Source organism: Pedobacter sp. UBA5917 (genome assembly GCF_002432345.1).
Classification (GTDB): Bacteria; Bacteroidota; Bacteroidia; order Sphingobacteriales; family Sphingobacteriaceae; genus Pedobacter.
On the sequence record NZ_DJDT01000190.1, the window covers coordinates 1 to 23589 of the forward strand.

Here is a 23589-nt window from a genome sequence, read left to right on the forward strand (position 1 = left end):
TGGTTAATCGGTTAACTGAATCATAGCGCCAATAGAAGGTTAATTTCTCATTTGCGATCGTCATCCTGAACTTGTTTCAGGATCTATCCGGCAAGCGTTACTCTCTTATAGACTTATCTTTTCCCTTTCGTTAAAGACCCTGAAATAAATTCAGGGTGACGGTCGAGGAAGATTACCAAGCCTCTAAACTTCGGTCATCGGACCTCTGACTTCAGACTTTTTAAGAATTCCTGTAACCTTTTCAAAAAACGGTCGTCTTATTTATAACTAAACAATGGGGAACCTTTCGTTCCGAGCTAAACTTTAAACAAGCAAGCAAAAAGTGAAAAGCGCATAAATAAGCGTTGTGGATTCTTATTGCCCATTTTTTTAAACTAACAAAACCTCAACATGAAAACATTTTACACCATATCGCTAACCTTAACCCTGCTTTTAAGCACTGCAGCAGGTTTTGCACAAACAAATCCCAAACCGAATATCAGTGGGGTAATTCTTGACGAGAATAAAAAACCTGCAGATTACGTTACGGTTGTACTTTTCAAAGCAGCTGATTCGAGCATTGTTAAAACGGCCTTTACCGATCCGAGCGGTGCTTTTGCTTTTAATGTGGTAAACAAAGGCAGTTATTTTTACAAAGCCAGCAACATGGGCTATAAAACCCTGAAGAGTAAAACTATCGTTTTAACAGAAAATAACCAAAAGGTTGATTTCGGTACCGCACAGCTTGTTGCCACCGCACAGAATTTAAAAGAAGTAAATGTGGCGGTAACCAAACCCCTGATCGAGCGGAAAATGGATAAGGTGGTGATGAACGTTTCGAACAGCTCAATCATGACAGGCTCTACGGCGCTTGAGGTTTTACAGAAAGCCCCTGGCGTAACGGTAGATCAGAACGATAAAATTTCGATGATGGGCAAACAGGGCGTCCTGATCCAGTTGGATGGCAAGCAGACTTACATGAGCAGTGCCGACGTGGCCAATCTGCTCCGTAACATGCAAAGCTCAGAGATCGAAAGTATAGAACTGATTACCAATCCTTCGTCTAAATACGATGCTGCCGGTAACTCAGGGATCATCAATATTAAAACAAAGAAAAGTAAAAGCGGTGGCACCAACGGAAGCTTAACCGGGACAGCAGGATATGGTAAAAATTTCAGGGGCAATGCCGGCTTAAACCTCAACCACAGAACGCAAAAACTGAATCTTTTTGGCAACTATAATTATGGCCGCAATGAACGCGATAACCTCATTGCCATCGACAGGATTTCGAACGGCACACCCGATACTTATTTTATGCAGGTGGGTACAAGCCACAGGAAACAGCAGAATAACAATTTTAAAGCCGGACTAGATTATTTTATCGACAAGAAAAACACCATTGGTGTATTGGTTAACGGTTATTTTAACCACGGCACAGAGGCTTCGGTAAACAATACGGTTATCGGCCCGTCTTTTCAGAAAATTGATTCAACATTGGTCTCAAATACCCTGCAAACCAATAAGTATAACAACATTTCTTATAATTTAAACTATAAATCGGTTCTGGATACCGCCGGTTCTGAAATTTCTGCCGATGTGGATTATTCTAAATACAATGGCAACGACGGATCAAACTATGAAAACGATTATCTTTTTGCAAACGGAAACAGAATCCGCCCGATTAACTATACAAGGAATAATACCCCTTCAATAATCGATATTAAAGCGTTTAAAGTTGATTATAATGTTTCGTTGAGCAAAACAGTAAAGTTAGAAGCAGGCCTTAAAAGCAGCTGGGTTAAAACCAATAACGACCTGCAGGCAGAGGAGCTGATCAGCAATAACTGGCAGAATGATGTACGCCGCAGTAACCAGTTTATTTACGATGAAAATGTTAATGCTGCTTATACCAATTTAAACAAACAGTTTAAAAATACCAGTGTACAGGTTGGTTTAAGGATGGAACAGACCAATTCGAAAGGGAATCTGGTGACCACCAATACTGTAGTTGAGCGCAGTTACTGGGATTTCTTTCCTACATTATTTGTTCAGCAAACACTTTCGAAAAACAACCAATTGGGCTTTTCTTACAGCAGGAGGATCGACCGCCCAAGTTACGATGCTTTAAACCCATTTATTTATTATCTTGATCAGTATACATACAGTAAAGGAAATCCATTTTTAAATCCGCAGTACACGCATAATTTCGAAATAAGTTATACTTTATTGCAAAAATATATGTTATCAGTTGGCTATAGCAGGGTAAATGATGTAATTACAGAGGTGATTTTACCCGATGCAGCGAATAAGGCGCTGTACCAAACCAATGCTAACATTGCCAAAAATATCAGTTATAATGCCAACTTAAATATACCGGTACAGATTACCAAATGGTGGCAGACCAATAACAACCTGAATGTATTTTACCTGAGTTTCGAAGCACCTGATTTAGCCGGAAGTGCCCTAAAAACAGGAAAAACATCTTTCCAGTTTAAATCGCAACAAACCTTTACCATTGTTAACGGTTTTACAGCAGAGCTGAACGGAAGTTACGAATCGCCGCTCGATTATGGTACTTTAAGTTTAAAAGCGCGTTATTATGTTGATGCCGGGGTAAGCAAATCGCTCTTTAACAAAAAAGCAAGTTTAAAGCTGGCACTTTCTGATGTATTTAACATGTCTGAAAATAATTTATCGAGTGCATATCCTGGTTTAACCTACGAGGTGCACCAGAAAAACGAAACCCGGATAGGCCGTATCAGTTTCACTTACCGTTTTGGCAAGAACGAAATTAAACCGGCCCGCCGCCGCTCAACCGGCACAGAATCGGAACAGGGAAGGATGAAAAATTAGAAATAGAAAAGCCTCAAAATCTAAAGATTTTGAGGCTTTTTGTTTTGTTGTTATTTTAATTCAATTCGTCACCCTGAATTTATTTCAGGGTCTATCTTGCTTTAAAGATCCTGATCCCGAAGATTCGGGACAGGATGACGATTCGTAAGTAATTAAAACCTATACTCCATTACATAATCATCCATAAAAAAACCTTCACCGATATCGAGTTTCACAGATTCTTTAATGGTGAAACCTCCTTTTAAATAAAAATCTTTGGCCTTATTGTGTTTATTTACATTAAGTTGTAATACACTTGCACCGGCATCTTTTACCTGGTTAAATACTTCGTTGATCAATATTTTCCCAACACCCTTGCCGTGCGCAGAAGGCAGTACATAAAGTTTATGTAATTTGTAAATCCGTTCTTCATGCCCGGTGATAGAATAACCTGCAAAACCCAATTGCTTTTCACCCTCTTCAGCGATGAGGAAAATATGCCCTTCCATTAATTGTTTAAGCAATTCGCCCCTGTTGTACATTTTATCAAGCATATAATCTATCTGCGCCTGTCCGATAATATCCAGATAGGTTGACGGCCAGGTTTCTGCTGCAATATCCCTGATGATTTCTAAATCTTCTTCTTTTGCTTTTCTAAGGGTGATCATATCGGTTCGCTAATAAAAATGGGTTGTCCTGAAAAGGTAAATTCTACAAAACCGTCGTTTACCACTTTAAAAATCCCGTCTTCGTCCTGCATTAAATTGGTTACTTCGAGGTACCGGTTGCCATGGATCAAGAACTCACTTCCTGCAGGTTTCCAAACCGAAAAGCCCGATTTTATCGCATAATGTTTTGCCATTTCAGTAAAAACCACAAGATTAATTTTGTCTTCAAAACCCGCGTATTTTTCCAGGTCAAATTTATGGGTGATTACATTTACCGCCGGATATTTTTCTTCGTACAGGTAGTTTATTGCTACCATTAAGGCATCAACCGGCCCCTGGATTACTTTGGTGTTTTCCTGTGTTTCAGTCTGTGTTCCGTTTACCAGAACATCAACCTTTAAACCCAGCGATAATATTTTATCGTAGTTTTGGGCATTAACCAAAAGCGTTGGACTCCATTCTAAGAGTTGGCCCAAAAGCTCTTCGTTAAAATTTCCAAGTTCCTCTATAAATAAAGCAGGCTCTTGTTTTTCTTTTACAATATGGTGTGAAGACATACTGCGAATATAGAAATTTCGACGTAAGTACAGTATAAGGAAGAATCAGCTTCGGGTAAAATGATTACCGGTTATAAGGATGTTCGCTTACCCAGTGGAAGCCCCTGTTAATGAGCCTAAAATCTTTTATATCTTTCTTTTTAAAGCTTACCGCTATAGAATCTTTAGCCGTCAAACCTGAGATAACGAGCCTGTCTTTTCCAATAATATTGTAATTTAACACATATTTCAACGAATCTTTAGCCGTTGATTTTAATATAAGTTCTTTCTTTTTCTGGTTAAAAACAGTAGTGAAATTGGCGATGCTATCATTCATTTTTTTAACCTTGGCATAACCTTCATAATTGATGATCATCTGTTTCCAGCGGGTACTATCGGTAGTTATCGGGGCAAGTGTTTCTCCTTTAAACCTCATGCTTTCTACATTATATATTCCGTACAAAAATGGTTTAGGGGCCGCACTGCCATAAATTTTTGCCTGCTCAATAAACGAATACAGCAAAAAAACAACAGAAGCCGTAATATAAAGGTACTTTAGGCTATAAGCACCAATATACATCCATCGCTTTTTAAATGCTGGACGGTACATTTTTTCAAGTTGCTGGTTTTCGTATTTGATGAAGAAACGGTATAATTTTAAAAAATGCGGGGCTAAAATAAATACACTCATAACCACCAGCGCTGTAGAGAGTAATTTTACAGGAACATCGAAGAAATAATTCATCGACATTACGTGTGCGGTTGCTGCCAGCGACAGAAATGCTCCAACAACCACCGTTCTACGGAATAACAGTAAAATTGAAGAGACCTCTACAATGCCCATAAAAACATTGTAGCCCTTCGAAAAACCGAGAAACGTCCATGCCAGTCCCATTGGCGACGCATCCCCAAAGGGCTGCACCAACCTCATTAGCGAAGGGTCAGGAAATTGAAGCTTGATTACTTTTATTAAACCGTAAAATATCAGGGTAAAAGCCAAATAAAACCTCACCAATACCACCAGCCAATAGTAAGCTGCGTTGTAGCTTTTGCGTTTACGGTCTAAAACCGACCAGATGATGCAGCCAATTACCGAAACGAAAAGCAAAAAAACCAGTAATACCCAATCATACGAAGTATCGCCACTGCCATTCGTATAAATGCTAAAATCGTAATGATATTGGATAATGTGTTTAGAAAACCATGGAATAAAATCGTGCAGAACAAGATTTGATAACTGCAATAAACCAGATAGGAAAGTGAAAGCCCCATTATTGTTCAGGAGAATAAAAAGAGGGAGCAGGATAAAGAAAAACCTGAAGGATATTTTTTTATAAATATTCCAGGGCATGTTGGTTTTAAGCGCGTTTTCTGACATTTTAGGTAGGGGGTTTATCCCAAAACTAAAAATTATCCTACAGGCTTCAAATTATAAAACGTTAATTAACAGCGTTCTCTTTAACAGATGTGTAAAAATCCTGATAGGCTTCAATAAAATCGTCGGCAAAATTAACTGCTCCAGAAACAGCTATTCCATATACACCTGTCTGCATTAAAGCTTCTACATCGTAAATTTTAATACCACCTACCGCTAACACGGGGAGATCAATTGATAAACGCTGCAATTCCCTTACGGCCTGCTGGTAATCCTCAAGGCCCAAAAGCGGATAACCGTTAGGCTTGGTTTCAGTTGCTGCATACGGACCAAAACCTGCATAATCTGCCCCTTCGGCTGCCAATCTGATTAAATTTTCAAGAGTATTTGCAGAGCCGCCCAATGTAATATCATGCCCAACCAGTTTACGCAGGACATTAAAGTCAGCATCCATATTTTCGATGTGAAAACCCTGGATATCGGCTTTTCCATTTAAATGAACATGATCTGTAACGATTAAAGTGGTGCCCCAATCATCGCAGATTTCGGCAATAACATTGATATCCTGCAGGAGTTCTTCATCTGTTTTGGTCAGGCAGCGGTACTGGATCCATTTTGCGCCTGCCTCACAAGCCAGTTGTGCCTGTTCGATGTGGCTTAAATTAGGAATATCGTGTGTAATGTATTGGAACTTTTCGATGTACTTCATCAGGATTGGTAAATTAAAGGATTTTAAGATCAGCGTGGCAAGATAAACAAAATCGCCATTACAAGCGCTCCTTGCAATGACGATCCTGGTACTTTTAAGCTGTAACCTTTCTGTTTTAATCTTTCTTAAAACTTAACGTTCAAACTTAATAAGAAGTTGGTTCCGGCCTGCGGATAGAAAAAGTTTTCCGTTGTACGGCTTCCACCATACTGGTAGCCATAGGTATAACCGTTGCTGGCGTATTTCTTATCTAAAATATTGTTCACCAATAAGCCAATGTTTATATTTTTAACGCCCACAAATTTAAAATCGTAACCTAAACGTGCATTATTTACCCAGTAGCCGTTAAGGGTACGATCGTTATTCTGTGTATTATCCAGATATTGTTTACTTACATATTTACTTTGTAACGCTACTGCAAAACCACTGATAGGTTTATAAACCAGCTCGCCAAAGAGTACAGCAGCAGGGGAATAAGAAATATCGGTAAGGTTATAATTTTTAACAACCTGTCCGCCGTTGTCATAATCATCATAATATTCGGTAAAATTCTTGATCTTGTTCCTGCTGAATGCTGCATTGGCATTTAAGATAAACTGTTTGCTAATGGTATAAGCACCATCCAATTCGATACCTAAACGGTAACTTTTATCAACATTTTGGCGGAAATTACCTCCAACATCGTTTATTTTTCCGGTAACCACCAGTTGGTTTTTATAAAACATGCCGTAAGCATTGGCGCCCAGATTAAATTGATCATTTTTAAAACGGTAACCCAATTCTACGTCGTTCAAACGCTCAGGCTTTGGAGTGATACCCACTGTTGCATCAACATAATCATCCCTGTTTGGTTCTTTGTTGGCCACACTGAACGAAGCATATACATTAATTTGCGGATTGATAAAATAGGTTGCCCCAAATTTAGGATTAAAGAAATTTAAGGTTTTATTTATCGCCAGGGTATTCAGCTTGTTTTCCGTTCCGGCAATATCATAATATACGCGACGGTACTGCAGATCGGCAAATAAGCTTAAGGCTTCAACAGGACTGTAATTTACCTTGCCATAAACATTAAAGTCGGTTTTAAAACCGTCATTATCGTAGTAATGCCTGTCGATATCTCCGTTTGAGGCATATTGTGCCCAAATTACCTGTCCGAAATGTGCTCCTTTATATTCGTTATAGGCACCGCCCAACGTAAAATTCAGACTTTTTTGGGGTACATAGTTAAAAGCATAGGTAACCCCATAAAAATCGTTATCCAGCCAGCGGCGGCGGATAAGATCTGTTGCTTTAACCGGATCGCCACCAGCGATAACAACCGGGTTTAATCCATAATTTTTCAGTGAGTCCTGAACCTTGTATTCTTCGTAGTAACCCCGGCCTTTGGTATAATGTAATGCCCCGTTAAAAGAAAACTGTTCAGAAAGTTGCCTGGCATAAATTAACTGATAATGGTTTTGCTCATAGTTATCCGTTTGGTTATTATAAAGGAAACTGTTGTACCTCCGGCCAGAGTTTAAAAGGTTTGCGGCATCTTCTGCACTTAATCCGTTCCTATCGATATAGGCATTCATTCCGGCTACATCATTTTCTAAACGCGATTGCGGAATACCGTTCCATGATTGGTAGGTTTTCTCATTTCCGGAAAATACATTTACACGCAGTAAATCTTTATCGCCATGATAAGCGCCAGATAAGAAGTACGATTTTAGCAACGATGATCCACGGTCAACATAACCATCAGAACTGATCCTCGATAAACGGCCATCAAAGCTAAAACGGTTGTTAATCAAACCTGTTCCTACCTTTACCGTGTTTTTCCAGGTATTAAAACTGCCATAAGTGCTGTTTACCTCTGCATAGGGTTCGGTTTCACTGGCAGTTGTCTGTATGTTCAAACTTGCCCCAAAAGCACCTGCGCCATTGGTTGATGTACCTACACCACGCTGGATCTGTACGTTATCAACCGACGAGGCAAAATCGGGCATGTTTACGTAAAATGTTCCCTGGCTTTCGCTATCGTTGATCGGAATGCCGTTAACCGTTACGTTGATCCTGCTGTTATCGCTGCCACGGATGCGGATACCTGTATAACCCACACCGGCACCGGCATCGGAATTAACCACTACACCTGGCGTATTCTGAAGGATAAAAGGAAGGTCCTGCCCAAAGTTATTCTGTTGGATTTCTTCCTTACCGATATTTTTATAGGTAGTAGCCGATTTATCTGTGGCACGTGTTGCCCGTACGATTACCTCATCGGCAAGAAAATTTTGTGGCAACAGGCTAAAGTCCAATGAGGTGTTCTGTTGTATCTCTATTGTTTTTTCAACTGATTTATAGCCAATATAACTTACTACAATAGTATATTTTCCGTTCGGCAAGTTCGTAATGTTATAATTTCCGTTCGCATCACTCACCACAGCTGTTTTTTGATTTCTTAATTTAACCGTAGCCCCCTGAAGGGCATTCTGTGTTTGATCTGTTATTTTCCCGGTAACCGAAAGCTGTGCCGATGCAAACATGGGCAGTATTGCAACAAGCGCTGCAAAAAGTAAATTTTTCAATGTTTTTGTTTTTAGTTAAACCCATCGGAAAAAGGGGTTTCCCCGATTTCAGTTAAACTTCCATAACTCCAATCCCTACGCCGGCATTACCCGGATCAGGTGCATGGTCTTTAAATTTCAATGATCAAAATTCAATTTTCAAACCGTTTGGAAATTGAATATTTTGATTTGGTTATTTAAAGCCAATGGGTATGATCTCAGCCTGTTTTTGTGTTTATTTAAACAAGGCACCCCTAATGATGTGGCAAATGTAGAAAATATTTGGCAATTCAGGCAGTTTTTAATATGTTATGGGCTAATCAGACAAAAATTGACAGTATTATTTGAAAAATAAGGGCTTTTAGGTTTAGATATTAACGGATAATTATCAAACGTTCCTACGGAACGGCGCAACAAACAAATATTACAAATCGTCCCATCGGGACGATTCCTGGGTAGAAAAAATGTTTTCGTTTTTTTTCGTTCCATCGGAACGTTTCATGTTCGGCCCAAAAATCCATCAATCGCTTTCACCGCATTTGCGATCCGCTCATCACCCAAACCGCCTATAACCTTATAATTGGCATTGAGGGCCTGAAGTTCTTTGTGCCAAACCTCCATAAAATATTCGCGTTTGTTCGGAAAATCGCGCAGCGGATCATCCTGCCATGGCAAATCGATATCCATTAACAGGTACAGATCGTATGGTTTTTGGGGCAATGCATCAAGCACCACCTGCGGCGTTTCGCCAAGTACCTCATCGCTCCATATTTTTACCGTAATAAAAGTGGTATCACAGATGATAAAATCACTTTCAGTAATGGCCAGAACGGCATCTTCTAAAGCCACCTGACCATAATACATATTAACCTCATCCTGCAGCGTATAATCGGCAACCAGGTTTTCGCAATAGTAACGGGCATATTCTGGCACCCACGAAACTTTGTAATGTTTTGCAAGTAACCGGGATATGGTAGATTTCCCTGTGCTTTCGGGGCCAACAATGGCGATCTTTTTGATATTCTTGTTCACAATGGCCAAATGTAAAGGAAAAAGCCATAAAAGAAAAAATCCGGTTGAGGAGGGCTCCTCTAACCGGATAATAAACCAAACAAACTATTTATGAAGAAATCCTCATGGCGGGTAACTAATCCGCGGAGGAAGCTTTAGATCTTTTTCTAAAGTATATACAAAACGCATATATGTTCTGCTTATTACAACATTATTGCCAATATTTAGATCTTCACAACTTCGTGACTTAAATCTGACGCGCAGGCCTGTTTTTCCGAATTTCTTTTAACAAAAATTAACGTTTGCGGTAGTATTGTACATTTTGTTTTTACATCCGTGTATAATTTATAGTACAATCTGTTTTTCGAGTGTTCATTATTTAAAACTATTTGTAGTAAATGGTGTTATTTATTTCGGACATGAACAACTAAAACGTTATACCATGAAAAAATTATGCGTTGTATTATCCCTTTCAATTGTATTTGCCCTGGGGGCAATTGCCTTTACAAATATTAAATTGGGCGGAATAATCGGAAAAATAAGCCCAACAGATGCTGCTTCTTCTGTTACGCTTGTAGCTGCAACAGACACTTTAAAAGCAGACATTAATCAGGGCGTTTTTACTTTCACCAACCTTAAACAGGGGGTTTATAATGTGGTGATTAAGGCCAATGCGCCATACAAAGATGCCGTGATAGAAAAAGTTGCCGTAAAAGATAGCGCCACCACAGATTTAGGCGAAATTAAATTGCAGCAATAGCAATTTTGGCAAAAGAAAAATTTAAAAAGAGGACTTTACAAATCCTCTTTTTTATTTTAAAAAAATCAGCTTAAAATCGCGCTAAAGATGTATCTTTGCATCCCGACAGAACAGTTGGGATTTTTCTTCTTACAAGCACAAAATCTCGTTGCTTCCAGGTTTTAAAAGACCTTTATTACTTTAGAATTTTAATTATTGTTTAAGCTTTATCATGCCTAAAGACACTTCCATCCGCTCAGTACTGATTATAGGATCTGGACCAATTATCATTGGCCAAGCCTGTGAATTTGATTACTCGGGTTCGCAAGCGGCCCTTTCTTTAAAAGAAGAAGGGATTACCGTTTCCATTATCAACTCTAATCCGGCAACCATCATGACGGATAAGGTTATCGCCGACCATGTTTACCTGCGTCCGCTAACCGTTGATTCAATAGAGGTTATTTTACAGGAGCACATCAACTCTGCAGATTTACCAAGGATTGATGCGGTACTTCCTACAATGGGAGGTCAAACGGCACTAAACCTTTGTAAAGAGGCCGAAGAACGTGGTGTTTGGGAAAAATATGGCGTAAAAGTAGTTGGTGTAGATGTTGATGCGATCGAAAAAACCGAAAACCGTGAGGCATTCCGTCAATTAATGGTTGATATCGGTGTAGGCGTAGCCCAGTCGAAAATTGCCAACTCATTTTTAGAAGGTAAAGAAGCGGCACAGGAAATCGGTTATCCATTGGTAATCCGTCCTTCATATACACTGGGTGGTTCTGGTGGCGGTTTCGTTCACAAAAAAGAAGATTTCGATGCTGCTTTAAAACGTGGCTTAGAAGCTTCGCCAACCCACGAGGTATTGGTAGAAAAAGCTGTTTTAGGCTGGAAAGAATACGAACTGGAGTTATTAAGGGATAGCAACGATAACGTAATCATTATCTGTTCGATCGAGAACTTCGACCCAATGGGTATCCACACAGGAGATTCGATCACTGTTGCGCCAGCAATGACATTATCAGACCGTTGTTACCAGGAAATGCGTAACCAGGCCATCAAAATGATGCGTGCAATCGGCAACTTTGCCGGTGGCTGTAACGTTCAGTTCTCGGTTAACCCGGCAGACGACGAGATTATCGCAATCGAAATCAACCCGCGTGTATCGCGTTCATCAGCTTTGGCAAGTAAGGCAACCGGATATCCGATTGCGAAAATCGCTGCTAAACTGGCGATCGGTTACAACCTTGACGAAATTGAAAACCAGATTACCAAAACAACTTCTGCATATTTCGAGCCTACCTTAGATTATGTAATCGTTAAAGTACCACGTTGGAACTTCGATAAATTTAAAGGAGCTAACAAAGAACTTGGCTTACAGATGAAATCTGTTGGTGAGGTAATGGCTATCGGCCGTACCTTTATCGAAGCTTTGCAAAAAGCTTGTCAGAGTTTGGAGATCAACCGTGCAGGTTTAGGTGCAGACGGCAGGCAGGTACGCAATATTGAAGAAATTATGGACGGTTTGGAGCATGCTTCATGGAACCGTTTATTCCTGATAAAAGACGCCATGGCGATGGGCGTACCTTTGGAATCCATCCGCAAGGTTACCAAAATCGACAAATGGTTCTTAAACCAGATTCAAGAGCTTGTATTGCTCGAAACTGAATTAAAAAGATATTCTTTAAACAATATCCCCCAGGACTTCTTCTTCACGCTTAAACAAAAAGGGTTCTCTGATGTACAGATTGCCTGGTTGTTAGGAAACGTTACCGAAGATGAAGTTTACGATCGCCGTAAAGCTCTAGGCATCAACAGGGTATATAAAATGGTTGATACCTGCGCAGCAGAGTTTCCGGCCAAAACACCATATTACTACTCTACTTTCGAAGAGGAGAACGAATCTAAACCTTCCGATCGTAAAAAGGTAATTGTCTTAGGTTCAGGCCCTAACCGTATCGGCCAGGGTATCGAATTCGATTATTCTTGTGTACACGGTTTATTGGCCGCAAAAGAATCAGGTTTCGAAGCCATCATGGTTAACTGTAACCCTGAAACGGTTTCTACTGATTTTAACATGGCCGATAAATTATACTTCGAGCCGGTTTTCTGGGAGCACGTTCGCGAAATTATCGAACTTGAAAAACCTGAAGGTGTAATTGTTCAGCTTGGTGGACAAACCGCGCTGAAAATGGCCGAAAAACTGACCGAAAAAGGAATCAAAATTATTGGAACATCTTTCGAGAACATGGACATCGCCGAAGATCGCGGTCGTTTCTCTGATCTGTTAAAAGAATTAAACATCCCTTATCCAAAATATGGTGTTGCAGAAAATGCTGAAGAGGCAATTGTTGTGGCAAATGAGGTAGGTTATCCGGTATTGGTACGCCCTAGTTATGTATTGGGTGGTCAGGGAATGAGCATCGTAATCAACGATGAAGACCTTGAAAAGGCTGTAGTGAAATTACTGGGCGATTTACCGGGCAACCGTGTATTGATCGACCACTTTTTAGATAGGGCTGAAGAAGCAGAATCTGATTCAATCTCAGACGGCGACGACGTTCACATTGTAGGCATGATGGAACACATTGAGCCAGCGGGTATCCACTCAGGAGATTCGTTCGCGGTATTGCCAACCTTCAGCTTATCAGAAACGGTAACTAAAGCGATGGAAGAATACTCGATCAAAATTGCCAAAGCATTAAATGTACGCGGATTATTGAACATCCAGTTTGCCATTAAAGATGAAAAGGTTTATGTAATCGAAGCGAACCCTAGGGCATCGCGTACGGTACCTTTCATTGCAAAAGCTTACGATGTGCCTTATATCAACATCGCAGCCAAAATTATGCTGGGTGTGGCTAAGCTGAAAGATTTTACAATCGTTCGAAAGCTTGAAGGTTACGCCATTAAAGAACCGGTTTTCTCTTACGAGAAATTCCCGGAAGTAGCGAAAGAATTAGGTCCAGAAATGAAATCTACAGGTGAGGCGATCCGTTTCATCAAAGATTTAGAAGATCCTTACTTCCGCAAACTTTACAAAGACAAATCGATGTACTTAAGTAAGTAATAAAATAACAAAACAGGCTCCCGGTGTAAATCGGGAGCTTTTTTGTTTATTTTGCTTAAACCTCGCAGGTTTTGAAAACCTGCGAGGTTTTTCATATATCATTTATAGTCTTCGTTTGTAACGAGGATTACCAAGAGGTGCATTTATAATGCATACAAAGAAAATACATAAAGCGATAAAATCGCTTCTCTCATACATCCTCGTTAAAAACGAGGACGATGGTAAAACTATCATTCGTTCATAACCGGATGAAAGATTCTGATTTTTCGGCACAGGCTTAAGTAAAACAAACCCGATTGACGGGAAGAGCTTCCGATCCTTCATCGGAACTCGTACCAAAAAGCGGGACTGAAACAACCAGAAGCACAGAACCATTCATTTCCGATCAAAAAAACAAACCGGTTTCGAAATAAAGAACCACATTTCATAACAGAAAATATCCCTTTCGCATCATTACGACAGCATATTTCACCTGATCTTAAAACTGTATTAACATATTTTTATTTTTTTTTATACCTTGATGCAACGTTTTAAAATCCCTTATGTCTTATAATCAGAATATTCGAAATTTTGGAAGCCGTATACATCGATAAAAACCTAGAGCTAGTAAAAAAATGCATGCAGGGCAGCCGCGCAGCACAGTTTGAATTATACAAACTGTATGCAAAGGCCATGTATAATGTGGCGCTGCGCATTTTAAATTATGAAGAGGAGGCAGAAGATGTTTTACAGGAAGCATTTTTGGATGCTTTTACCAGAATTGTTGATTTTAGGCAGGAAACCACTTTCGGACTTTGGCTAAAGCAGATTGTGATCAACAAATCCATCAATTACCTGCGTAAACGCAAGATGGAATTTGTAGGTACCGAAGAAATATCGGAAGTACCTGATGAAGATAGTTTTGATGACAGTGATGTGCAGCTGCAGGCCGAAGAGATAAGACAGGCCATTACCCAATTACCTGATGGTTACAGGGTAGTACTGAGTTTGTACCTGTTAGAGGGTTACGACCACGAAGAGATTGCACACATTTTAAAAATAAGTGAAAATACAAGCCGTACGCAGTACATGAGGGCAAAAAAGAAGTTAAAAAGCATTTTAGAACAGAAAGGGATGAGAGATGAATAATAGATTAGAAACCTTTGTAAAGGATAACCGTAAGGCTTTCGATATCATGGAGCCATCGGCAGGGCTTTGGGCAAAGATTGAACAGAAACTAGATACCAAAAAGAAAAAAAAGCCAATAAAGCTGTACCTATGGATGAGTGCTGCAGCAGCCATAGTGGTGGTTTTCGGTTTAGTTTGGCTGTACGCAGGAAGGTTGCAAAACAAAGATTTAGAAATAGCCGACGTTAGCGCATCGTACGCAAAAAAAGAAGTTCATTTTGCAGGTTTGATTACCGAAAAAAGAGACAGTTTGGCCATTTTTGCATCGGCAAATCCTGAATTATACAAAAAATTTACTGCCGACCTGAAAAAGCTCGATGAAAATTATGAAAGGTTAAAAGCAGAACTGCCAACCTCGCCCAACCAAACTTTTGTGGTAAAGGCCATGGTTAAAAACCGCGAAATACAGCTACAGTTATTAAAACAACAATTATTGATTATTAACCAGGTTGACGATTATAAAAGGGTTAACCAGATTTAAGAAAAAGAAACTAATGCCACAAAAGCCCTCCCCCCAAGGGGAGGGTTTGGGAGGGGCCACCACATTTAAATTGCTTATTACCAGCCGGCAGGTTTTAAGCGCTTAAATGTTTAACAATTAACAACATGAAAACAATAAAAATATTATTAGCCTTTATGGCTTTAATCGCCGTAAAAGCCAATGCGCAAGAAATTGCGGTAAATAGTCCGACAGAAAAAGCAATTGCAGAAGCCTCTGCCAATTCTTCTTCACTGGCCATGGTCAATTATTCTAAACCTACCCAAACAGGAGGCGATGCCGAACGTTCTAAATCTTTTAGCAAGAGTTTTAGTGTAGATAATAATGATAAGGTTAATTTAAACAACCAATACGGATCCATCACCATAAAAACCTGGGACAGGAAGGAAGTGAAAGTTGACGTAGATATTAAAGCCTACAGCAACTCGGATAGCGACGTACAAAGGTTGATTGATGGTGTAAATATCGATGCTACCAAAAATGGTGATGTGGTTTCGATCAGAACCAATATGGGTGATAGGAACGGGCGTTATGGCCGTAGTGTTAAAAACGGTGTAACTACCTGGAGAAGGGAAATTAAGGTAATTTATACCGTATATATGCCTGCAGTAAACCCTTTAACGGTTTCGCAACAGTATGGAAGTGTAGAAATGGGGAATTTCTCAGGTCCAACCTCTTTAAAGGTAGAATATGGAAATCTGGTTGCCGGTAATTTAAGCAACACCAACAATTACATCAATGTACAGTATGGCAAATGCGATATCCAGGATTTAAATGCTGCCGTAGTGAAACACGAATACAATGGCCCGGTAAATATTGGTGCGGTAGGTACTTTAGAACTCGATGCAGAATATGTTGCGGTAAATATTAATACCATTAGGAAATCGGCTGATATTAAAGTCCAATATGGAAGAGGTTTAACCATCGGTACCATCGGCGGAAACCTGCTTTTAAATTCGGAATACGCCAAAGTAAATATCAATACGGTTAAGGGCAATACAGTTGCCAAACAAGCCTATGGCGATTTAAATATAGCATGGGCAGGTAAAATTGCCGTAAATGCCGAATATTCGAATGTTACTTTAGGTACCTTAAATGGTGATGCCAATATCAATATGGATTACAATAAACTGAGCGTAAGCGAAATTACGCCAGCCTGTAAAAACTTTACCTTTGGTGGCGAGTATGTTAGTGTAGGTTTGGGTTTTGGTGAGCGCTACAACGGTACATTTACTGTTTCTACCTCATATGCAGGCTTTAAATACGGATCGAATGTATCATCAAGCATGGTAAGTAAGGATGATGAAACCAAAAAATATTCGGGCAAGATTGGTAGTGGCGGAGCTTCAACCGTATCTGTTAAAACAGAATATGGTTCGGTTACCTTTAAATAAGAATTTTCGAAGCCAAACAAACTATAAAGTCCTGCCACATTGGTAGGACTTTTTTTATATTTATGGCCGATGAAAATTTACCTGATAATTCTGCTATCCCTTTTCTCTTTACCATTATTGGCACAGGATGCGCCGGTTAAATGGGCTACACAGGAAACTTTTTTCGAAGATCTGGCCGGAAAAGAACTTCCATCTTTTAAAGGGTTAACGGTTGATAAAAAAGCATTCAGCAATGCCGATTTAAAAAACCAGGTAACCGTAATTAATTTTTGGTTCGAAAAATGCCCGCCCTGCATTGCCGAAATGCCCGAGTTAAACAAATGGGTAGCCAGATATGGCGCTAAGGGTGTAAGGTTTATCGGTATTACACACGATACGCCAGGTATTGCGAAACGTTTCCAGAAAAGGAGCGGTTATAAATATGAAATTGTATCATTAAGCAAAGAAGAGATCAGGAAATTAAACATCAATCATGGTTTCCCATCAAATGTGCTGGTTGGCAGGGATGGAAAGATGATTTATGCCACCGCTAATATTTCGTTTTCAGATCCTTTATTTAAAACCAAATCGGTTCTTTTCGAAGAGAAGTTGAAGAGCGCGTTAGACAATAATTAGTGTACGCTAATGCCCTTAAGAACACGGGCTATGGAGAAAAGAATATGGACGACTTTTATTTGAAATGACTATCTTAGTTTTTGAGATAAGCATTTCTTGCATCCCTAAACTACGCTATGAAATCTTCAACAAGTGCAAAATTTTATGTGGCTATTGCCGCACTGATTATCTGGTTCTCCATCGGCCTTCAATTTGCGGTAAGCTTAAAACAGGCCGGTTATAATTTTCCAACAACGATTGAAGAGTTTCTTTCTTACTTTACCGTTACCACCAATATTATTGTAGCCCTGTGCTTTACCGCACTTTGGCTTTTCAGGAATGGTGCATTGGGCAATTTCTTCGCAAGACCGGCAACGCTTACCGCCATAACGGTTTATATTGTAGTGGTTGGACTGATTTATAATACCATGCTCCGTGGTTTAATTGTACTTAATGGCTGGCCAAGGGCAGCCGACGAGTTATTACATGTGGTAAGCCCGATTATATTTCTGGTCTTTTGGATTTTCTTTGTTGATAAAACTGGCCTTAAATACAAAAGCGCAGTAATCTGGTTGATTTATCCTTTAATTTATGTGATTTTCACAGTAATAAGAGGCTATTTTATCAATCGTTATCCTTATCCATTTATTAATGTGGTGAAATTGGGTTATCCAACCGCCATTACAAATGCTGTAATTATTATTTTTATCTTCTGGCTGTTATCGCTCTTTTTTATTTTTATCGGAAAGAAAACAGCTAAAGTTTAAAGCACATACTCATCATTTATCGGCTTAACAGGCTCTGGGATCTCGTCTTCCTCCAGCATCTGCAACAGGTTGATCTCTATGGTTCGGGTGATCTGGTTCAAAGGTACACCTGCCGAATTATTTTCGAAAGGATTAACCAGGCTCATTCCGTTAATCTGTGTAGATACAAATACAAAACCGATCAACCAGCCTAAAAATATGGCCGCAGGGCCGGCATCCTGACTGATAACAAGGGTGAAAGTAACCACAAACAACCAGATAAATACTTTGGTTAAGTAACTGTAGGTAGTAGGGAATATGGTGTTCTTTATCCTTTCGCTCATGCCCATCGAATCTGAAAAACGGGTCAGCATTTCGTTGATTTCAATGAAACGAAAACCATCAATTTTATTCTCTTTTGATAACTTTTGAAGATCTCTCGCCTGTATATTTAACAGTGCATTGTGCAGATTTTTGTGTTTTTGTATTTCTTTTAAATCGGCATCAGGCAAATATTTGGTATAGATTTCATCTACAGTGCTCCTTAAATTCGCTTTTAAGGCATATAGAAATGCAATGTGCCTGTAAACCATGCGTTTTACACTTGCTTCATCTTCATCCACATAATTGATCAAAGCCCTTGCAAAAGACCGCGAATCGTTTACCAATGCGCCCCATACTTTGCGGGCTTCCCACCAGCGATCGTAAGCCTGGTTGTTATTAAAACCGATAAAAAAGGCAATGGCAGTACCCAAAACAGTTGGAATAATGGATGGGATAGAAAAATGATGGGCAATTAAATATTCGCGAACGAGGTATGCGGCCGTGCAGGATGCGATCATAATTAAATCAACCTGCCATGTGTTTCTTAAAATCCTACTTAGCCTGATATTTTGTACTAAAAGCATATATTTTGATTGGGAAAGAAATTCTTACGGTTGAAAATACAAAACTAAAGCCGAAATGTTTTAGAATGTAACAAATTAAATGACAGACAGTACAGGTTGCCGATTGCCAGCTAAATGTTTATCTTGGAGAACCAAATAAACTTTTCTTATGAGCGAAACCTTACCCAAGAATAATATTTTTAAAGTTATTGGTGCCTCATCATTGGGCACACTGATAGAGTGGTACGATTTTTACATTTTTGGAAGCCTGGCCGTCATCATTGGCCACCAGCTTTTCCCCGAAGATGCAGGCGCTTCGGCCCTGATCAATACCCTGGCGATTTTTGCGGCAGGTTTTATTGTCCGCCCTTTTGGTGCATTGGTTTTTGGCAGGCTCGGCGATCTGATCGGCAGAAAATACACTTTTTTGCTCACGCTTGTACTGATGGGTGGTTCAACTTTTTTTATCGGGCTGATCCCTTCCTATAAAAGCATTGGTTATGCGGCACCCATTTTAGTTTTAGTGTTAAGGCTCATCCAGGGCTTGGCCCTAGGTGGCGAATATGGCGGTGCGGCAACTTATGTGGCCGAACATGCACCGAAAAATAAACGTGGCTTTTTTACGAGCTGGATCCAGACTACCGCAACCCTTGGGCTGTTTCTTTCGCTGGGAATTATCGTAATTACGAAGAATATTTTAGGGGCCGAAACCTTTGGCAATTGGGGCTGGCGGATTCCTTTTCTACTTTCGATTGTACTGGTGGTGGTTTCTATTTATATCCGCATGAAAATGCACGAATCGCCTATGTTTTCGAAACTGAAAGCCGAAGGAAATGTATCTAAAAACCCCTTAAAGGAAAGTTTTAACAACAAGGCAAATTTTAAAATGGTGCTGCTTGCTCTTTTTGGAGCTACCATGGGCCAGGGCGTAATCTGGTACACGGGCCAGTTTTATGCACAATCGTTTTTAGAGAATACCTGTAAACTGGATTTTAACGATTCGAGGTATATTTTACTCTGGGGAATTGCCTTTGCGACCCCATTTTTTGTAGTTTTTGGTGCCTGGAGTGATAAAGTGGGCAGAAAATGGATTATGTTGAGCGGAATGCTGCTGGGAATCCTTTTTTACCGGCCAATTTACCAGGTGTTTTTGGATGATACCGATTATACCAGAATTGAACAGACAACTGTTTTATCTTCAACGCCGGCACCCGTTACTTCGGTTTCAATTGCAGATTCGCCAGACAGTTTAAGAACAACATCTGTTAAAATACTTTTGAAAAACGGGGCCTCTTTTAACAAAGTCCAAATAGACACTGTTTCTGCCACAAAAGGTATTTTAACGGGTAAAGAAGTAATTAAAGACAAAGTTTTACCAATGCCTGTTTTCTGGAAATTTGTGGGTTTAATTTTCTTTCAGATTTTATTGGTAACGATGGTTTATGGTCCGATTGCAGCTTTTCTTGTCGAATTATTTCCAACAAAAATCAGGTATACTTCCATGTCGTTACCGTACCACATCGGGAATGGTGTTTTTGGAGGGCTAGTTCCGTTTATTGCCACTTTGATTGCAAGTTTTTCGGGCTCTACACCTTTATCCGGCTTATGGTATCCGATAGGTATTGCAACATTAAGTTTAATTATCGGCGCCATTTATTTATCCAATAAAAGAGACGAAAACATTAACGATTAATACGAAAAAAGATGAATACGTTAAAGAAATTTTTAGGATTGGTTTGGATGGTATTAGGCCCCTTAGCCATGACTTTTCTGTTTTTACAGGCGATTGAGAAGGTTGGTTTAACGCACACCGATATCGAACGCACTAATACGATTTTACAATGGGCCATTATTCTGTTTATTTTCCTGCCGATTAGCTTAGGACTGATGATTTTCGGTTTTTATGCCTGGAAGGGAGAGTACGATCGTTTGCCGGAAAACTCGGAGGAGCTGTAGTGTATTTTAACTATAAAGACACAAAGTTTTTTTACAAAAAAGGCGTCGTCATCTCGACTGGAGCATAGCGAAGCTAAATCTATCTAGAGATAGATTTAGCTTCGCTGAGCACTCACGTGGTTCTCGACTTCGTTGTACTCCGCTCGAAATGACGTTATTATAAAGATCCTTCGACTACGCTCAGGATGACAGACTGAATCCGTGTTAATCCGTGAATCCGTGGCTGAAATAAAATATTACCCATGGATACATAAACCAAGGTAGGTGGGTCCTGCACCACGCTAACCAATGAACGAATGGCAATTGAACTAATTGAACCCTCCTGAACCACAAAGGCACTAGGAAGTTTTCAGTTGGCAATTGGCAGTACCCAAATCTGAATCATGCTAACCAATGAACAAATGACAAATGAACTAATGAACTCTACAGAACCCTTAGCAACAATCCCTTCAAATACTCTCCTTCTGGAAAAGAAATCCTAACCGGATGATCTTCTGGTTGGCAGAACTGTTTAATGATCTGCACTTCTTTACCGGCATCGAGTGCTGCCCAGGCAATAATCTGTTTAAAAGTTTCGATGTCAACAGCTCCGGAGCAGGAGAAAGTAGCCAATAAGCCTCCTTTTTCCAGTAATAACATGCCTAAACGGTTTAAATCTTTGTAAGCCCTCGCCGCTCTATCCAATGCGGAGCGCGATGGTGCATATTTAGGTGGATCGAGTACAATTACATCAAATAACTCGCCCGAATCTTTAAAAGCACGCAATTGTTTATTCACATCCGATTGGATTGCGGTTACTTTATTTACATCGAATTTGTTTAAAGCTACATTCTGTTTCAAGGTTTCAACAGCAAGGCCAGAACTATCAACACTGGTTACACTAGCGGCTTCATTGGCCAAACTGTTTAAGCTAAAACCACCGCTGTAACTAAAGCAGTCTAAAACTTTTTTGCCTTTGGTATAACTTGCCAAAATACTTCTATTATCGCGCTGGTCGCAATAAAACCCAGATTTCTGTCCTTCGGCAATATTGATGTTATAAATAATTCCGTTTTCCTTTACTTCCAAAAATTCCGGTGGATTTTCACCCCAAAGTAACCCATTTTCAACTGGTAAACCTTCGTGGGTACGGGCTGTGGCATCACTTTTATCGAAAATTCCTTTAGGTTTTAACTCTGTTCTTAAAATGTCGACAATTTCTGTTTTTACTTTTTCAATGCCCGAACTTAAAATCTGCAGGGAAAGAAAATCTGCATACTGATCAACGATTAAACCCGGCAGAAAATCGGCCTCGCTAAACACCAATCTACAGGTATTGGTATTTTTATCTAAAATAAACTGACGTGAGGCAATGGCCTGTTTTAAACGGTTTTGGTACCAGGCGTTGTTAATGGTCTGGGTTTCATCCCACTCCAATAAACGTACGGCAACACGCGAATTGCTGTTGAAATAACCATAAGCCAGAAATTCATTATCGAAAGCAAAAACTTTTACCACATCACCATCTTCGGGTTTTCCCTTAACTTTTTCCAATGCGCCAGAAAATACCCATGGATGTCTTTGTAATGCCGCTTTTTCTTTGCCCTTTTTTAATACGATTTCTACCATGGTGCAAAGGTAATAATTTGTAGGGAGTTTAGCGTAGAGCGGTTGGCGCCAAGCGTGGTAGATAGTTTGGAGAGGATAGCGTTAAACGCCAACCCCCACAGCCTAGCGCTTAACCATTTTAACCAACTCGGTATCAAGCACCTTCGTTTCGAATTCAGTTACCGGACGTTTGGCTTCGATCATTGAAATCAGCAGTTCGGTGGCTACCTGTCCCATTTCGAATGCCGGTTGTTTAACGGAAGTTAAGGATGGGGAAAACAGTTCGACCAGATTAGAGTTTGTAAAACCGGCAATGGCAATTTTATGCACAATTTCTGGATTCGTTTTTTTAAGGGCCATGATGCAGCCTGTGGTTAAGCGGTCGCTCGAGATAAAAATGCCATCAGGGTTTAAAGGTAAAAGTTCTGTAACGGCCTGCTCCAATTCGGCACTGTGCATGCCTCCGTGCTGGCAATATTTAACCAGTTCGGGTTTAAATTCGATATGATATTTGGCTAAAGCAGCTTTATAACCCTCTAATCTCTCTTTCGTTATCGAAAGATTCTCCGAATTGGTTAAATGGGCGATAGTCCGTTTTCCAGACAAAATGAGGTGTTCGGTAGCATCAAAAGAACCTTTAAAATTATTGGCGATTACTTTATGTGTTTCAAAATCTTTAGGTACCCGATCAAAAAAAACAATCGGCAAACCTTTGGCATATAAGTTCCGCAGGTAATCGATATCCTGTGTTTCAGACGAAAGTGCAATCAAAAGGCCATCAATAGAGCGGGAGGCAAGATGCTCTACGTTCAGTTTTTCCTGCTTATAAGATTCGTGGCTTTGAGAAATGATAACATGGTAATCTTTATCATAAGCAATTGATTCAATGCCATTTATAACCTGCGAAAAGAAGTTATTGGCAATCTCGCTTACTATGATTCCGATAGAATAACTGCGGCGTTCTTTCAAACTACGGGCGATGGGATTTGCACGGTAATTTACCTTTTCGGCATAGGCCAGAACCAGCTTTTTTGTTTCCTCGCTAATTTCGTAACGGTCTCTTAAAGCCCTCGAAACCGTAGAAGTGGAAAGCCCCAATGCTTTAGCAATATCCTTTATGGTAGATGTTTCAAATCTCATTTTCGTAGTGGGTACAAGTTACGAAAAAATATCGCTCAAGAGACTATATCACTTAGTAAAGAGTTTTTAATCACTACTTGTCCCAATTGTCGAATATCGTGTGAATACAAATTATTTTTTTTCCGCTCTTATGCCGCGGGGCATGGTACTT

At 39.8% G+C, this 23589-nt stretch carries 19 protein-coding genes; 10 read left to right on the forward strand and 9 right to left on the reverse strand.

The window, feature by feature from the left end:
• Positions 1–390: 390 nt before the first annotated feature.
• Positions 391–2832, forward strand: a complete 2442-nt coding sequence (locus tag B2V92_RS12435) for a TonB-dependent receptor (RefSeq protein ID WP_293308373.1) — start codon at positions 391–393, stop codon at positions 2830–2832.
• 152 nt (positions 2833–2984) lie between these two features.
• Here B2V92_RS12435 and B2V92_RS12440 read toward each other — a convergent pair whose 3' ends face one another.
• From B2V92_RS12440 to B2V92_RS12465, 6 genes are all read right to left on the reverse strand, one after another.
• Positions 2985–3479, reverse strand: coding sequence for a GNAT family N-acetyltransferase (locus B2V92_RS12440; RefSeq protein ID WP_293308376.1), 495 nt, complete (start codon positions 3477–3479; stop codon positions 2985–2987).
• Positions 3476–4036: a thiamine pyrophosphokinase gene (locus tag B2V92_RS12445; RefSeq protein WP_293308378.1), complete on the reverse strand. Its 561-nt coding sequence runs from the start codon at positions 4034–4036 to the stop codon at positions 3476–3478. The genes B2V92_RS12440 and B2V92_RS12445 overlap by 4 nt, the downstream gene beginning before the upstream one ends.
• Positions 4037–4100: 64 nt before the next feature.
• The gene (locus B2V92_RS12450; protein WP_293308381.1) at positions 4101–5393 is read right to left on the reverse strand and encodes a hypothetical protein; all 1293 of its coding nucleotides are present in this window, start codon (positions 5391–5393) and stop codon (positions 4101–4103) included.
• Between the two features lie 61 nt (positions 5394–5454).
• Complete coding sequence (locus tag B2V92_RS12455) at positions 5455–6099, reverse strand: thiamine phosphate synthase (RefSeq protein WP_349681429.1); 645 nt, start codon at positions 6097–6099, stop codon at positions 5455–5457.
• Between the two features lie 125 nt (positions 6100–6224).
• Complete coding sequence (locus B2V92_RS12460) at positions 6225–8669, reverse strand: TonB-dependent receptor (protein WP_349681430.1); 2445 nt, start codon at positions 8667–8669, stop codon at positions 6225–6227.
• A gap of 477 nt (positions 8670–9146) precedes the next feature.
• Positions 9147–9680, reverse strand: coding sequence for an ATP-binding protein (locus B2V92_RS12465; RefSeq protein WP_293308383.1), 534 nt, complete (start codon positions 9678–9680; stop codon positions 9147–9149).
• Between the two features lie 421 nt (positions 9681–10101).
• Between B2V92_RS12465 and B2V92_RS12470 the strand changes: the two genes are divergently transcribed.
• The 7 genes from B2V92_RS12470 to B2V92_RS12500 all read left to right on the forward strand — a co-directional run bounded on the left by B2V92_RS12470 (position 10102) and on the right by B2V92_RS12500 (position 17889).
• Positions 10102–10419, forward strand: coding sequence for a carboxypeptidase regulatory-like domain-containing protein (locus B2V92_RS12470; RefSeq protein ID WP_293308386.1), 318 nt, complete (start codon positions 10102–10104; stop codon positions 10417–10419).
• A gap of 211 nt (positions 10420–10630) precedes the next feature.
• Entirely contained in the window at positions 10631–13468 is a 2838-nt protein-coding gene (carB, locus tag B2V92_RS12475; protein WP_293308388.1) for a carbamoyl-phosphate synthase large subunit, read from the forward strand.
• Positions 13469–14038: 570 nt separating this feature from the next.
• Positions 14039–14596 carry an RNA polymerase sigma factor gene (locus B2V92_RS12480; protein WP_208643570.1) on the forward strand — a complete coding sequence of 186 codons (558 nt, stop codon included), beginning with the start codon at positions 14039–14041 and terminating at the stop codon, positions 14594–14596.
• On the forward strand, positions 14589–15116 hold the full coding sequence (locus B2V92_RS12485) for a hypothetical protein (protein ID WP_293308392.1): 528 nt from the start codon (positions 14589–14591) through the stop codon (positions 15114–15116). The genes B2V92_RS12480 and B2V92_RS12485 overlap by 8 nt, the downstream gene beginning before the upstream one ends.
• Positions 15117–15241: 125 nt before the next feature.
• Entirely contained in the window at positions 15242–16528 is a 1287-nt protein-coding gene (locus B2V92_RS12490; RefSeq protein WP_293308394.1) for a hypothetical protein, read from the forward strand.
• Between the two features lie 69 nt (positions 16529–16597).
• Positions 16598–17143, forward strand: coding sequence for a TlpA family protein disulfide reductase (locus tag B2V92_RS12495; protein ID WP_293308396.1), 546 nt, complete (start codon positions 16598–16600; stop codon positions 17141–17143).
• A 116-nt stretch (positions 17144–17259) separates the two neighbouring features.
• Complete coding sequence (locus B2V92_RS12500; RefSeq protein WP_293308398.1) at positions 17260–17889, forward strand: Pr6Pr family membrane protein; 630 nt, start codon at positions 17260–17262, stop codon at positions 17887–17889.
• Here the strand turns inward: B2V92_RS12500 and B2V92_RS12505 are convergent.
• Positions 17886–18776, reverse strand: coding sequence for a bestrophin family protein (locus B2V92_RS12505; RefSeq protein WP_293308441.1), 891 nt, complete (start codon positions 18774–18776; stop codon positions 17886–17888). The genes B2V92_RS12500 and B2V92_RS12505 overlap by 4 nt on opposite strands.
• Positions 18777–18924: 148 nt before the next feature.
• On the opposite strand from B2V92_RS12505, the gene B2V92_RS12510 reads away from it, so the two are divergent.
• Together B2V92_RS12510 and B2V92_RS12515 are read left to right on the forward strand one after the other, a co-directional pair.
• Positions 18925–20448, forward strand: coding sequence for an MFS transporter (locus B2V92_RS12510; protein WP_293308443.1), 1524 nt, complete (start codon positions 18925–18927; stop codon positions 20446–20448).
• An 11-nt stretch (positions 20449–20459) separates the two neighbouring features.
• A complete protein-coding gene (locus B2V92_RS12515) occupies positions 20460–20711 on the forward strand; it encodes a DUF6814 family protein (RefSeq protein WP_293308445.1) in 252 nt (83 codons plus the stop codon).
• Positions 20712–21134: 423 nt separating this feature from the next.
• Here the strand turns inward: B2V92_RS12515 and B2V92_RS12520 are convergent, their stop codons facing one another.
• Together B2V92_RS12520 and B2V92_RS12525 are read right to left on the reverse strand one after the other, a co-directional pair.
• Complete coding sequence (locus tag B2V92_RS12520; RefSeq protein WP_293308448.1) at positions 21135–22319, reverse strand: class I SAM-dependent rRNA methyltransferase; 1185 nt, start codon at positions 22317–22319, stop codon at positions 21135–21137.
• A 102-nt stretch (positions 22320–22421) separates the two neighbouring features.
• Positions 22422–23438: a LacI family DNA-binding transcriptional regulator gene (locus B2V92_RS12525; RefSeq protein ID WP_293308451.1), complete on the reverse strand. Its 1017-nt coding sequence runs from the start codon at positions 23436–23438 to the stop codon at positions 22422–22424.
• Between the last annotated feature and the right edge of the window lie 151 nt (positions 23439–23589).